Source organism: Neobacillus drentensis (assembly GCF_021560175.1).
Lineage (GTDB): Bacteria > Bacillota > Bacilli > Bacillales > Cytobacillaceae > Neobacillus > Neobacillus drentensis_A.
The window spans coordinates 2711893-2726114 of sequence record NZ_CP091110.1 but is presented as its reverse complement, the minus strand read 5'-3'; the positions used below and the strand labels follow the sequence as shown (position 1 = coordinate 2726114).

The window sequence follows — 14222 nt, the reverse complement described above, 5'->3', positions numbered from 1 at the left end:
TAAGCCTCCTAAAATATATTCTATTTTAGGCAGCTCAGCCATCATAGTGTGAAACCTTAGACCTGTAGCTTTGCGTCCCAATCTTTCGAATGGTTTGCCTTTATCTATTAAAAGTTTTAACTAATAGTAAATTATATTACATTTATTTCAAATGTTACAAAATAATATAACAGAAATTTCGACATTGCTATAAAATTCGAAAGGGCAAGGAAACTGGTTCAGGCAGGAAATACTTTCCATAGTTGTTACCAGAATCTTTAACTGTGCAAATTAATAGTATTGAGCTTATAGTAAATTATGATATTATTTAAAAAAAGAAAGGGGTTATCAAATGAATACGAATACAACATACTCGCCAACAGCATCAACGAAAACAAAAGCTCTAGTCATGAATGCACTTTTCATCGCATTAACCCTAGTTGCGACCATGTTTATCAACGTAAAGCTCCCAATCATGAGTAACGGAGGCCTAATCCATCTAGGTAACGTACCTCTTTTTATAGCCGCTTTGGTTTATGGTAAAAAAACAGGAGCCATCGCAGGTGCTTTTGGAATGGGCTTATTCGACCTCATCTCTGGCTGGGGAGCTTGGGCACCGTTTACCTTTATCATTGTAGGGGCAATGGGCTTTGTCGCCGGCCTTATTGCTGAAAAGGTACCAGGGAAAAGAGCGCTTGTCTTTTCACTTGCCGTTGTTGTTGCCCTGATTATCAAAATCGTCGGCTACTATTTTGCTGAGGTCATCCTTTATGGAAACTGGATTCAGCCACTCGGCTCCATCCCTGGCAACTTTTTGCAAGTCACCCTCGCTGGGATCATTGTCGTTCCTCTTATCGGACGCTTACAGAAACAAGCTGGACAGAAATAGACACAGCCGGTTCTCTGATGGAATACCCGTTTTTGCAAGGATAAAACCATCTTTAAACTAAAAAAAGCAGAGTGATTCATTTTTTGAATAAACTCTGCTTTTTTACGTTTATGATCGCTTTTATTTATTATAACCATTTCTTGACCGGTATTGTTGCGGAGCTCGGGCAGGATACCGCAATGGAAAGCTAAACATATGAACAAGTTTCGTAAAGGGTATCGCTGCAAATAAGATAAACGAACAGATGACGTGAACCTTGAATAGAGTCGGCACCCCCAACATAAGCGCTGATTTTGGATGAAAGGTAAACAAACTTCTAAACCATGGGGCGATTGATAAACGATATTCATATTCCCCTACAGTTGTATTAAAAATGAGGGTCATGTACGTTCCTAAACCCGCTACCACTAACAGCCAAATGATCGTAAAATAGGAGCCGCCCGTGGTGTGGGCACGAACTCTAGGAGAGACAAATTTACGAATTAGCATCAGAATCAATCCGAGGACGACCATCAGGCCAGCCACCCCGCCACCTACTATCGCAAAGAAATGGTACATTTCATCTTCTACACCGAGCGCATTATACACTCCGATAGGAATTAATACACCCATTACATGTCCAACAAAGGCAAAGATAATCCCATAATGAAAGACAACCGATGCCACTCGCAGCCACCTTTTCTCAAATATTTCAGTTGAAGGGGCGGTCCAACTTTTTCCTCGAAAAACAAATCGATAAAAGGTTGCTACAATCAGAATGGTTCCGCAAATATAAGGGAAAATCGTCCACCAAAATAATACCTCCATCATTGGCCCTCCTTTTTAGCGATACATCAACGGATATGGCAGTTCATCTAAATCTGCTTGTTCCCGGAGTTGTTCAAGTGCCGACATTTCTTCCCCATTTGGAGCCTCAAAAACAAACATCATTAAGATTTCGACCGCCTTTTTGTAAGGATTTTCATCACTCAGCTGGGTATGGATCCGTTGGATGGCGCAGGCTAGTCTTCGGGAAAGGTTGTCATATCTTTCATCTTCGTCTGCAACGGCCAGAAATTCTAATAACATCGGGATATAGTCCGCCAAATCATTCCCTGCCAATTCAAACCCTTGTTCAGAAATAAGTTTTTGCAATTGAATCAGAGCAAACCCTCGTTTTCTGCTGTCTCCTAATTCTTGAGCCGTTAAGTATAGATTGGCTTGTTCCTTGTAATCAAAGGTATTGACGTATAACTCTTGCAAATCCTTTAAGGGCAGCTCGTAAAGGGGATTCATTCTCCCTAGCAGTTCCGTTTTTATTTCGTCTGAAGCAATCGATTCATCAATAAACGAGTGGATGGACGCTTGTTCAACGAAAAACGATTCATCTGGATAATCCATTAACCGTGACAAGATTGCTAAAAGAGCTTTTTGTTCATTCGTCATGCATTTTCACTTCTTTCAAATGGGTACGTAGTCATCCCTTCAGGTGGTGCTAAATCTTCAATGCTGCAAGCCCCTTGTTTGTAATAGAGGTCATCTTTCATTTCACGGCGGCCTGTTGGAATCACAAACCTCTCGTTGTATTTGGCAACCGCCAGCAATCGGGCCATCTCTTCAAGTTCTTCACCCGTGGTACTCGCTTCATCCATTAATTTAGCCATGTTTTGCGCATCGATTCCACCGACCGTTTTTGACCGCATATAGACTCTCATCGCAGCCATTTTTAATAAAACCTTACGAATGACGGTTGTATCATCAGCGGTTAAAAGGGATGCCAAATATTCCATCGGGATTCTCATTTGATCGACTGCTGGAATATAGCCTTCTGCGCTTAATTCTTGCTCATTGGTGATATGATTCATAATCGGACTTAATGGCGGTACATACCAAACCATTGGCAAGGTTCGGTACTCCGGATGAAGCGGCAAAGCAATTTTCCACTTAATCGCCATTTTATAGACTGGTGATTCTTGTGCACTTTGAATCCAGCTGTGATTAATGCCTTGTTCCTGTGCTTTTTCAATCACTTCTGGGTCAAACGGATCTAGAAAGACAGACAACTGTGATTCATATAAATCTTTCGGATCTTCCACTGATGCAGCTGCCTTTACTTTATCGGCATCATATAACACCACCCCGATATAGCGAATCCTGCCAACACAGGTTTCTGAACAAATGGTCGGCAAGCCTGCTTCTGTCCGTGGATAACAGAAATTACATTTTTCCGCTTTATGGGTATTCCAGTTATAGTAGACCTTATGATACGGGCACCCGTTGGTACAAAAGCGCCAGCCGCGGCAGGCATCCTGGTCCACCAACACAATCCCGTCTTCATCCCGTTTATATAATGCACCTGATGGGCAGGAAGCGACACAGGATGGATTTAAGCAATGCTCACAGATCCTCGGCAGGTACATCATAAACGTTTTCTCATATTCGGTTTTGATGTGTTCCTGAAGTTTGCGAACGTTCGGGTCATTTGGAACAGACTCGCTTCCGCCGGCTAAATCGTCATCCCAATTGGGGCCCCATTCCGGTTTATCGATATACTTCCCCGTAATCATCGAGCGCGGTCGTGCAACAGGTATACTTTCCCCTTTCTCCCGTTTATGGAGATGCTGAAAATCATATGTCCACGGCTCATAGAATTCGTTTAGGTCGGCCATGTTGGGGTTATAAAAAATATTGGCTAGTTTTGAGAGCGGTCCGCCCGCTCTTAGATGCAACTTTCCATTACGGAGAACCCAGCCTCCCTTGTAGCGGTCGGTGTTTTCCCATTCTTTTGGATACCCCACACCTGGTCTGGTTTCGACATTATTGAACCATACGTACTCCATTCCTGGCCGGTTGGTCCAGACATTTTTACAAGTGACAGAACAAGTGTGGCAGCCAATACACTTATCTAAATGCATGACCATGGCCACTTGTGCTTTAATCCTCAAGCCAATCGACCTCCTTCAATGGCCGGACAATCGTCATGGTGTCCCGTTGACTTCCGGTTGGTCCATAATAATTAAATCCATAGCTTAATTGAGAATAGCCGCCAATCATATGGGTGGCTTTTGGATAGATTCTCGTGACACTATTATGCGTACCGCCACGAACTTTGTTGATTGTATTCCCTGGTACGCCCATATGGCGGTCCTGCGCGTGATACATATAAACGGCCCCTCTTGGCATCCGGTACGTTAACACCGCTCTTGCGACCACCACGCCATTCCGGTTATACATTTCAATCCAATCATTGTCCTTTATACCAATGGAAGCGGCATCTTCTTCGTTCATCCAAACGACTTGCCAGCCGCGGAACAACTGGGACATATTATTCGTATCAGTAAACATTGTGTGAATGCCCCATTTTTGGTGAGGAGTCATATACCTAAGTGTGATCGATTTTCCGTTGTTTTCAACTTCTTGTTCGCCTTTGACAAAAGCCCCTTTGGTAATCGGTGGGATGTATAAGGGAAGTCCTTCCCCAAAATCAAGAATAACTTCATGGTCGAGATAAAAGCTCTGTCTTCCCGTAAGCGTATGCCAAGGGATATTAAATTCTTTGTTGACGGTGAAGGGAGAATAACGGCGATTATCGTTTTCCATTCCGCTCCAAACCGGTGTAGAGATGGCAGGTCTTGGCTGGATGGTTAAGGCATCTAAGGTATAATCCTCTTCTTCGCGCCCTTCAGAAACATGCGAGAGCTTTTTGCCTGTCTTTTCCTCCATTGATTTCCAGCCTTCCACCGCTCGTTTTCCATTGGTGGCGCCCGACATTAACAGAATTGCGTTAATAGCCTTTTTATCCGAATAAAGATCAGGATACCCTTTTCCGATGCCGGTGTGTTTGGACGGCCCTAATCGGTCGAGTAATTCTTTGTATACTCGATCACCCGGGATCTTCACCCCTTTTGTTCCATAGCCATTCTTGATATTCGGTCCGACGGTGATCCACATGTCATAAACATTGGGATAATCCCGCTTGACAAAATTAAAGTTTGGCAGTGTTTTACCTGGGATAGCTTCCACTTCGCCTTTGCGCCAGTCTTTCACTTTTCCAAATGGCTGAGCAATTTCATTTACCGTGTCATGTGCCAGTGGTGATAACACAAGGTCCTCTTGTGCTGGAAGATGTACTTTTGCCAAATCTGAAAAACTTTTGGCAATTTCTCTGAACGCATCCCAGTCACTTCTTGTCTCCCACGGAGGAGAGATCGCTGCATTGAAGGGATGGACAAATGGATGCAAATCCGTACTGCTAATATCGTGTTTTTCGTACCAGGTAGCAGCTGGCAGGATGATATCAGAAAAGAGGCCTGAACTGGTCATCCTGAAGTCCATGCTGACAAACAGGTCTGTTTTTCCTTCTGGCGGCTTTTCAGAAAGATTGATTTGCTCCGGCTGCCAAGAATTTTCCGGATCCCCTAATACGGAATCCTGTGACCCAATTAAATGCTTAACGAAATACTCATGCCCCTTGCCGCTATCCCCTAAAAGATTCGAGCGCCAATTGAAAAAGACACGTGGGAAATTGCGGGGATCGTTTGGATTTTCAATCGCAAAATCCAATTTTCCATCGACCAGTTGTGTGGTAATGTCTTTGATGACGGCTTGGTCATCCTTATTCCGGGCTCGCGCCTCTTTCACCACATCCAGGGAATTTTGCGATAGCTGCGGAAAACTTGGCAGCCATCCTAAACGGGCTGAAAGCGCATTAAAGTCCGCCGGGTGCATAGTGGAATACTGACTGCCCCATTCGGTTTCTTCTTCTCTTTTTTCATATTCATATCGAAACTGTTCGGTTGCAAAATAAAAGAATGACGTTCCGTTCATAAATCTTGGCGCTTTCACCCAATCATTTGCAAAGGCAATTTGGGAGAAACCTTCTAAAGGACGTACTTTTTCTTGGCCAACATAGTGGGCCCAGCCTCCGCCATTGACCCCTTGGGATCCTGTTAATAAGACAAGATTTAGGATCGACCGGTAAATTTGATCACTATGGTACCAGTGATTCGTGCCGCCACCCATGGCAATCATTGATTTCCCTTTGGTAAGGGCCGCATTTTCGGCAAATTCTTTTGCCACTTGGATCACATGGGATCGATTTACGCCAGTGATACTTTCCTGCCAGGCAGGCGTATAAGGACTTTGTTCATCTTGATAATCAGTTGGATAATCACCTTTTAACCCTCTGCTAATCCCCGTATGCGCAAGCATGAGATCAAAGACGGTGGTAATGATTAATTCCTGACCTGATTTGTCTTTTATTTTTTTTATTGGTACTTCCCGTTTTACGATCCCGCCGTCTTTCTCGCCAAAGTACGGAAATTCGACCATAGCGGTTTCATCCGAATCATCTAAAAAACTCATTTTCGGATTGATTTGATATAAATCAAGATTCCACTCTTTTCCATTGTCCCAGCGGAAGCCCTCGCTGCCATTTGGAATCGCAAAATCATCGGTTGTTTCATCCCAAACAACCGTTTTCCATTCGCCTAGTTCCGTTTGGTCAGAAAGGTCGGAAGCTCGCAAGAAACGGTCAGAACGATAGGTTTCCTCTTTTTTACTTAGTGTGATTAAAAAAGGCAGATCGGTATATTGTTTGGCATACTCCAGGAAATAGGGCGTTTCTTTATCAACATAAAATTCTTTTAAAATCACATGTGTCATCGCCATCGCCATCGCCCCGTCTGTTCCTGCTTTAGCCGGAAGCCATAGGTCCGCAAACTTCTCATATTCTGCATAATCCGGGCTTACGCCGACGACTTTGGTTCCGTTATACCTGGCCTCGACCATAAAATGGGCATCCGGGGTTCTTGTTTGGGGAATGTTGGTCCCCCAAATGATAAAGTATTTTGAGTTGTACCAATCACCGCTTTCCGGTACATCGGTTTGATCGCCCCATACCTGCGGCGAGGCAGGCGGAAGGTCTGCATACCAATCATAAAAGCTTAAGATTGTACCGCCGATCAGCGACAGAAACCTTGTCCCGCCAGAGTAGCTGACCATCGACATCGCTGGAATCGGACTAAAGCCGACGATTCGATCTGGACCGTACTTTTTGATCGTATAAATGCTGGCTGCGCCAATCATTTCGCAAATGTCTTTCCAGGTTCCCCGAACAAAGCCGCCTTTCCCTCTTGCCTTCACATATCGTTCACGCTTTTCCGGGGTGGTCACGATATTTTCCCATGCTAGGACCGGATTGTCCGCTTTGGCCATTTCCTCTTTCCATAACGCATAAAGGTCCCCGCGAACATAAGGATATTTCACTCGAGTAGGACTGTAGGTATACCAAGAAAAGCTAGCCCCACGCGGACAGCCTCTTGGTTCATATTCCGGAAAGTCATCCCCTGTTGAAGGATAATCGGTTTGCTGCGTTTCCCATGTGATGATGCCGTCTTTGACATGGATTTTCCAACTGCAGGAACCCGTACAATTCACACCATGTGTGGAACGGACCACTTTATCGTGCCCCCAACGATTCCGATAAGAGGATTCCCAATCATGCGGTCGCGGACTTTCCTCCGTCCAGCCATCATTAATGCGCTCTCCCCGGACGAGATGTTTAAGGGAGTGGAGCAAATTATTCTTGTTCTTTTCCATTGAATCCATCTCTTCCTTTCACTATGTCCCGGAGCGGATTGAAATTGTCTCCCACTAGGCGATACGCTTTACGGTCGGAATGAAATTCCTCCAAAAAAACAGGCCAACTGGCAGCATTGGCAGCAGATAAGATTAGGCGCTGCAAGGCATTCATATCATCGATGGCATATATGTCCTCAATCATTTCACCGGGAATCGCTCCAAATCTAATCTGAAGTAAGGCGATTAAATCTTCTCGATCATCCACAAGTAGGGCATCTGATTCAAATGAGAACAAACTCTTTCAGCTCCTTTTATCGTTTCATCATTTTATAGTAATCTGCAATTAGGAAGGATTTACATGATTCTGCCGCTTCTTCAAAAAAGCGAGTCACTTCTTCATCCGGTACTTCCCCTTGTTCAAAGCTAAACTGTTTTGTAACCAATTGAGAAAAATCACTTGTAAACCGTACTAGAATTTCATATCCATTCTCGTTTTTTAACACGGTCGCTTGAACATCATGGGGATGAATATGATAGGCTGCAAAGATTTCTATCATTCGGTTGTATAGGGCTGGAACCGCAAAACGTAATAGTCTTTCTTTAAGCAATATCTTCACCTTTTTCCAATATTTCCATTGTATAGCTTTCGTTATATGAGAGGAGTTTATTCATTTCATCTTCGTTATGGATGGAATCGACGATAATAAGAGAATCGAGTAAGGAAACCATTCGTTCATCAATCTCATCATGGATCAGCAGGTTCTTCATTTGTTCCACCATTCTTCGCATCAGATCGTGGTCACGGGTAAGCTGGAGGACAATCGGGTGTAAAGAGGGATGCTCTGCCACCATTTCCTTATATAATCCTTCTTCCTCAGAAGCAGCATGTTGCAGAGTTCTAGATTCCCAATGTTCAATTGTTACCTCCGCTACTTTTATGGCCTTTTCCTTTTGATCTTCTGTAAGGCATTTTTGTAACAACATTCGTAAATCAATCGCTTCGTTTAACGCCGATTCATGGATAGAGGTATGGGCATCTTGTTTTCTTAAACTTGGTCCTGACATTCCGATTCATCCTTTCTATTTCATGGTTGGTTACATTATTAGTAAGTTTTACCAACCTATAATCCTCTATACCCAAAAAAAGAAGAGCTGAAATGATCTTCAGCCCTTTTGTTCACTTATATCGCTAAATAAACCAATATAATATTTTACTTCCCCTGCATCATTTTTAACTTCACTTATGGTCAGCCATTCTAAATAGACTTCACCATTTTTCCGTTTATTCCAGATTTCCCCTTGCCAATAACCCTGTTCACGGAGGGAATTCCACATTTTTTGATAAAAATTCTCGTCATGTTTCCCGGATTGCAGGATATTGGGATTATGTCCGACTGCCTCTTCCGCTTTGTAGCCGGTTACCCTTGTAAAGGCATGATTGACTTTCTCGATCATTCCCTTCGTGTTTGTGACCATCATGCTTTGACCGACATTCTCTAATATTTTTGTTTCCATATTTAATTTTTCAAGGTAATACATCCACACCACAATCACAAAACTGGCGAGCGAAAACATGGCGAGCGACATAAAACCGATCGCATACTGTCCCGTCATTCCAAATACCAACGACAATACGAGCGGTGGAAAAAATCCACCTAATCCGCCCATTGCCGAAACAATTCCGTTTGTAATTCCCGCTTGTTTTGAAAAGTAGTACGGCACCAGCTTAAAGATGGTTCCATTTCCAACCCCCGCACAAATGGCAACCAGTAAGCAGCCAATCGTATAGATACTAATTGTTGGTGAAAAGGATAGTAGAACTCCTGCTAAGGTTAGTCCGCCAAAGACGAATAATAAAATTTTAAATGGATTATATTTATCTCCTAACCAGCCGCCGATTGGGCGAAGAACGGTTGCTAGGGTAATAAAACCAGCTGTCCTAAGACCGGCATCCACCGTTGTTAAGTTAAAGTTTGTGACTAAAAAGTTTGGAAGATAGACCGTAAAGGCAACAAAGGAACCAAAGGTGATAAAATAGAACAAGCTTAAAAACCAAAGTTTTTCATTTTTATACACACTTTTGATTTGTCCTGTAAGGGGGTTATGAACCTTTTGCTCTTTCCGGTCACCAAATAAGAAGTTGAGCACTGCAAACAAAATCACTGGTACGAGAAATAATCGGACCGCACTATGCCAGCCCATCGCATTGGCAATGACCGGTGCACTAAAGGAGGTTACGGCCGTGCCGATATTCCCTGCCCCATAAATCCCGTTGACAAATCCATGCCGTTCTTTTGGATAATACTTTGGCAGTGACGTCACACCGATGGAAAAGACGGCCCCACCCATACCGAGAACTAAACCGCCAATGATTAAATCTGTGAATGAATCGGCCAAACTTAAATAGAAGACTGGAAAAATTAAAATGAGAAAGCTAATAAAAAACATACTTCTTGCACCAAATCGGTTGGTCCAATAGCCTAAAAAGACGCGTAAAATTGAGCCTAAAATAACCGGTATCGCTGTTACCAAAGCCACTTGGTTAGCAGTAAGTGGAATATCCGATTTAATTTTTGTCATCAGGGATGAAAGAATTACCCAGCACATAAACCCGACCACAAGACTTAACGTTTGCAGGGTTAATTGCCATTTTTGAGATTGCATAGATCCGTTTCCTCCTTTCAAAATAGTCTTCTCTTAATCATGTTATAGGTAATTTGTGCATTAAATAAGGGATATAAACCCATTTTTTGTATGGATTAAAAACTCAGTTATTCCTGAACGAATAAAAGCTGCCATTGCTTGGCAGCTTCTTTCCTGTTAGTGATAAGCAAGTCCACAGGAACAACGATTTTTCCCAAGTAAAACGTGATAGGATGCCGGAAATTCCTGATTGACTCTTTGGACTTCCATAGCAAATTCCCTGCTATCCTCTGGTACTGGCGAAAGAGCATCCGCTTTTGCTTGGGTGTCAATATTAGCTCCAGGTGGAACGAAACGATTCGGTGGAATGCGAACACCATTTGTTACGACCGCATTATAGGAAATAAACGAGCCTTTCCCGACAATGGCATTATAAACAATGGCATTAAAGCCAACAAATACCTTGTCCCCAATAAAACAAGGGCCATGAACAAGAGCTCGGTGGGCAATGCTCACTTGATTCCCAATGAAGATCGAAAAGCTTTTCGGTCCGACCGAAATTTTTCGATTTAATAAACCATGTAAAATGACTCCATCTTGGAGATTGGTATTGGACCCTATATAAAATGGGGTTCCTTCATCAGCACGTATACTAACGTTTGGGGCAACATATACATTATTTTTAATCGTAACGTCCCCTATTACACTGGAAAATTGACTAATAAAGGCTGTTTTATCAATAGTAGGAAAACGCGGAACGGGATTAAAAGAAGTAATCGGATTGGAGCTGATAAATGGTTTAAAACAGCAGTCTGAATGGTTGTTTGATGATGACTCTGAATGGTTTTTTTCGCTCAAGAAAACACCTTCTTTGCATTTTAATGTTATAGAATTATCGTATGCAAAAAGGCTGCGTGTGAATGGACAAGTGTTTAAAAACAATATATTTACTCTTCCAATCACAAAAAGGCCACCACACAGTGACCTTTCGTTGTTGTTTAGTACTTCCTTTTACTCCTAAAATAAATCGATTTCTTAGATTACGCCCTGCTCAATCATGGCATCCGCTACTTTTACAAAGCCAGCTATATTGGCACCAACCACAAGATTTCCTGGGGCATCATAATCTTGTGATGCTTTCAAACTCTTATAATAGATCTCTTTCATAATGTCTTGTAATTTGGCATCCACTTCTTCTAGTGTCCAAGCAAGCCTTGCACTATTTTGGGCCATTTCTAACGCGGAGACTGCCACCCCTCCGGCATTAGCAGCTTTAGCGGGCGCAAATAAAACATGATGCTCCATAAAAATATCGACAGCCTCTTGCGTTGAAGGCATGTTTGCCCCTTCGCCAACGGCCTTTACTCCATTCGAAACTAACATTTTTGCTGCTTCCTTGTTTAACTCATTTTGTGTTGCACATGGCAAAGCAATATCGCATGGGATGGCCCAGATTCCTGAACATCCTTCTTGATAAATAGCTTCCGGATGGAGGGAAACATATTCAGAAATTCTTTTATTCTCCACTTCTTTTAATCGTTTGACGGTATCTAGGTTTATTCCGTTTGGATCAAACACATAGCCGCCGGAATCGCTGCAGGCGACCACTTTTGCACCAAATTGCCTAGCTTTTTCAATCGCATAAATCGACACATTGCCTGAACCAGAAACCACCACTGTGCTTCCGTTAAAGCTTAATCCCTGACTTTTCAGCATTTCTTCTACAAAGTAAACTGTTCCATATCCTGTTGCTTCTTTCCGGCCCAAGCTTCCTCCGTAACCAATGCCCTTTCCAGTCAGTACACCCGCTTCATAGGCACCTTTTAATTTTTTATATTGGCCAAACATATAACCAATCTCTCTAGCCCCTACTCCAATATCTCCTGCAGGAACATCGATATCTGGCCCGATATACCGGCTGAGTTCGGTCATAAAGCTTTGACAAAAACGCATGATTTCAAAATCCGATTTCCCTTTTGGATCAAAATCCGATCCGCCTTTGCCACCGCCTATTGGCTGACCTGTTAAAGAGTTTTTCAGAATTTGTTCAAACCCGAGAAATTTAATAATGCTGCTGTTAACGGAAGGGTGAAATCTTAGTCCGCCCTTGTATGGTCCAATCGCATTACTAAACTGAACACGATACCCACGATTTACGTTTACCTTCCCTTGATCATCCACCCAAGGAACCCGAAAGGAAATCAATCGCTCTGGTTCAATTAGCCTTTCTAGAATGGCTTGTTTCATATAGATTGGTTTTTTGACAAGGACAGGTACTAAAGAATCAAGTACTTCTTTTACCGCCTGTTGGAACTCCCCTTCATTTGGATTCCGTTGTTGAACACTTTTATATAAACGATTTACATACTCTTTCACAATTTCTGTTTGATTCTCTTCCACTTTATCCAGCATTTTCATTTTGTTCAGCCCCTAATGTAGTTAAAATTGAGAAAATTCCCTTTTCTTAAATGTGTTTTCATTTTATAATTTTATAATTGATAGTTTCAATATGAATTTCCGATTAAACCAATGCATAAAACGCATGAATGAGGAGGGATTACAATTGGAGACGCGGCAAATTCACTATTTCCTAGAAGTCGCAAAAAGAGAGCATGTAACCGAAGCCGCTGATGCTCTGCATGTTGCCCAGTCTTCCGTTAGCCGGCAAATTTTCAATTTAGAAGACGAATTAGGGGTCGAACTTTTTATACGTGAGGGAAGAAGGGTCAAGTTAACCCCGTTAGGGAGAATTTTCTATGAACGGATGAAACAAGTGTGGAACATGATGGAGGATGCCAAGCGTGAAGTAGAAGAATACTTAGACCCTGAGAAAGGGACCGTTCGAATCGCTTTCCCGATTAGTATGGCCGCTCATACCTTGCCTTCAATAATTTATGCTTTCCGGACTCGATACCCTGAAGCTAAATTTCAAATGAGCAATGCTCTTTATTATGATTTAATTGACGGTGTGATAAATGGTGAATTTAATTTGGCCATGATGGCCCCGATGCCCAATCAGGAAAAAGAACCAAAAATTAAAGGAGCGACACTGTTCACAGAAAATATTGTGGCCCTCATCCCTCTCCATCATCGATTAGCTGATCGGAAATCGATTAGGTTACGGGATTTACATGAGGACCCGTTTTGTGTCCTTCCGGAGGGTTTTGTCTTTCGCGAACAAGTGGTCCGAGCATGTCATGATGCTGGTTTTAATCCACAAATCGCCTTTGAAGGCAAAGATATCGATGCCTTAAAAGGGCTCGTCTCAGCAGGCTTAGGTGTGGCATTAATGCCCGAGATGACTTTGGTCGATAACACGCCGAGGTCGACTGTCATTGTCCCCCTATCCGATGCAAATCTGACCCGGACTGTTGGTGTAATCTACCCAACCCAACGGAAACTGCTCCCGACGGAGGAGTTGTTTTATGATTTCCTGCTTGAAACGTATGAAAGATTAAATCAATTTCGATCGTAAAGCATTGATTAAATTCAAGTACTTACCCATACCAAGGTGGGAAAAAGGGAGCATGGACTCACCTTTAGAAGCAACAGAACCGTCCCCATGCTTCCCCAGGGTTTAAAGGCACCAGAACTTCTAACAAAACATACTCTGTTAGTAGTGGTTACTCTTTTTCGTTTTCCATGATTTTTATTCATCACTTGGTGGAGGCTAATGATGCAAAAAAGAATTATTAATAATTTGGTGATCAATGGAATTGCTGTAAATTCGATTGATACGTCTTCGGGGATTTTTGTGGGAATCAATAATGTTAATAACTGGTCTTCCTGTCGAAAAAATAATCATGGTTTTGGCTCTGTTTCTAATTCCTTGGTCTCTACAAATTTTAGCTTAGTTATTGATAATGATGTCATTGACACCCCAATCGAAAATAATGCTGTGACTTACATGGATGGCAGGCAGGATATCAACAACATTGAAGTAACTGAAATAAATGTCAACTCATTGGATTCTAACGCAGCCGTTTCCATTGGCGATAATCTGTTAAATGGATGGAGTTCACATGGAAAAAGGAATGATGGAACCGGCAGATCGACAGGTATTACTCAGAATAAATCCAACACCAGTATCGTGATTGATAATGATTTAATGGACTGTCAAATTTACGATAATCTAAAAGTTTAATATACT

General features: G+C 42.5%; 13 protein-coding genes and 1 riboswitch. Of the genes, 3 read left to right on the top strand and 10 right to left on the bottom strand.

Going from position 1 to position 14222, the window contains the following annotated elements; genetic code table 11:
* Window positions 1-25 precede the first annotated feature (25 nt).
* Window positions 26-109, bottom strand: a riboswitch (cyclic di-GMP riboswitch).
* A gap of 222 nt (window positions 110-331) precedes the next feature.
* Window positions 332-868 carry an ECF transporter S component gene (locus L1999_RS12660; protein WP_235743866.1) on the top strand — a complete coding sequence of 179 codons (537 nt, stop codon included), beginning with the start codon at window positions 332-334 and terminating at the stop codon, window positions 866-868.
* A gap of 120 nt (window positions 869-988) precedes the next feature.
* Here the strand turns inward: L1999_RS12660 and narI are convergent, their stop codons facing one another.
* The 10 genes from narI to gdhA form a co-directional block, all read right to left on the bottom strand.
* On the bottom strand, window positions 989-1675 hold the full coding sequence (narI, locus tag L1999_RS12655; protein ID WP_235744334.1) for a respiratory nitrate reductase subunit gamma: 687 nt from the start codon (window positions 1673-1675) through the stop codon (window positions 989-991).
* A gap of 15 nt (window positions 1676-1690) precedes the next feature.
* Window positions 1691-2293, bottom strand: a complete 603-nt coding sequence (gene narJ, locus L1999_RS12650; RefSeq protein ID WP_235743865.1) for a nitrate reductase molybdenum cofactor assembly chaperone — start codon at window positions 2291-2293, stop codon at window positions 1691-1693.
* Complete coding sequence (gene narH, locus L1999_RS12645; RefSeq protein WP_235743864.1) at window positions 2290-3792, bottom strand: nitrate reductase subunit beta; 1503 nt, start codon at window positions 3790-3792, stop codon at window positions 2290-2292. Before narH ends, narJ begins: the two co-directional genes overlap by 4 nt.
* Entirely contained in the window at window positions 3782-7447 is a 3666-nt protein-coding gene (locus tag L1999_RS12640; protein WP_235743863.1) for a nitrate reductase subunit alpha, read from the bottom strand. The genes narH and L1999_RS12640 overlap by 11 nt, the downstream gene beginning before the upstream one ends.
* Window positions 7428-7724, bottom strand: coding sequence for a hypothetical protein (locus L1999_RS12635; RefSeq protein ID WP_235743862.1), 297 nt, complete (start codon window positions 7722-7724; stop codon window positions 7428-7430). The genes L1999_RS12640 and L1999_RS12635 overlap by 20 nt, the downstream gene beginning before the upstream one ends.
* A gap of 16 nt (window positions 7725-7740) precedes the next feature.
* Complete coding sequence (locus L1999_RS12630) at window positions 7741-8037, bottom strand: hypothetical protein (RefSeq protein WP_430540015.1); 297 nt, start codon at window positions 8035-8037, stop codon at window positions 7741-7743.
* Window positions 8030-8494 (bottom strand): hemerythrin domain-containing protein, encoded by a 465-nt coding sequence (locus tag L1999_RS12625; RefSeq protein ID WP_235743860.1) that lies wholly within the window; start codon window positions 8492-8494, stop codon window positions 8030-8032. Before L1999_RS12625 ends, L1999_RS12630 begins: the two co-directional genes overlap by 8 nt.
* A 99-nt stretch (window positions 8495-8593) precedes the next feature.
* Complete coding sequence (locus L1999_RS12620; RefSeq protein ID WP_235743859.1) at window positions 8594-10093, bottom strand: nitrate/nitrite transporter; 1500 nt, start codon at window positions 10091-10093, stop codon at window positions 8594-8596.
* A gap of 156 nt (window positions 10094-10249) precedes the next feature.
* Window positions 10250-10930, bottom strand: coding sequence for an LbetaH domain-containing protein (locus tag L1999_RS12615; RefSeq protein WP_235743858.1), 681 nt, complete (start codon window positions 10928-10930; stop codon window positions 10250-10252).
* 177 nt (window positions 10931-11107) lie between these two features.
* Window positions 11108-12490 (bottom strand): NADP-specific glutamate dehydrogenase, encoded by a 1383-nt coding sequence (gene gdhA / locus L1999_RS12610; RefSeq protein ID WP_235743857.1) that lies wholly within the window; start codon window positions 12488-12490, stop codon window positions 11108-11110.
* Window positions 12491-12635: 145 nt separating this feature from the next.
* Here gdhA and L1999_RS12605 point away from each other — a divergent pair, with 145 nt between their 5' ends.
* Both L1999_RS12605 and L1999_RS12600 read left to right on the top strand, forming a co-directional pair.
* A complete protein-coding gene (locus tag L1999_RS12605) occupies window positions 12636-13547 on the top strand; it encodes a glutamate biosynthesis transcriptional regulator GltC (protein ID WP_235743856.1) in 912 nt (303 codons plus the stop codon).
* 198 nt (window positions 13548-13745) lie between these two features.
* Entirely contained in the window at window positions 13746-14216 is a 471-nt protein-coding gene (locus tag L1999_RS12600; RefSeq protein WP_235743855.1) for a spore germination protein, read from the top strand.
* The last annotated feature ends 6 nt before the right edge of the window (window positions 14217-14222 follow it).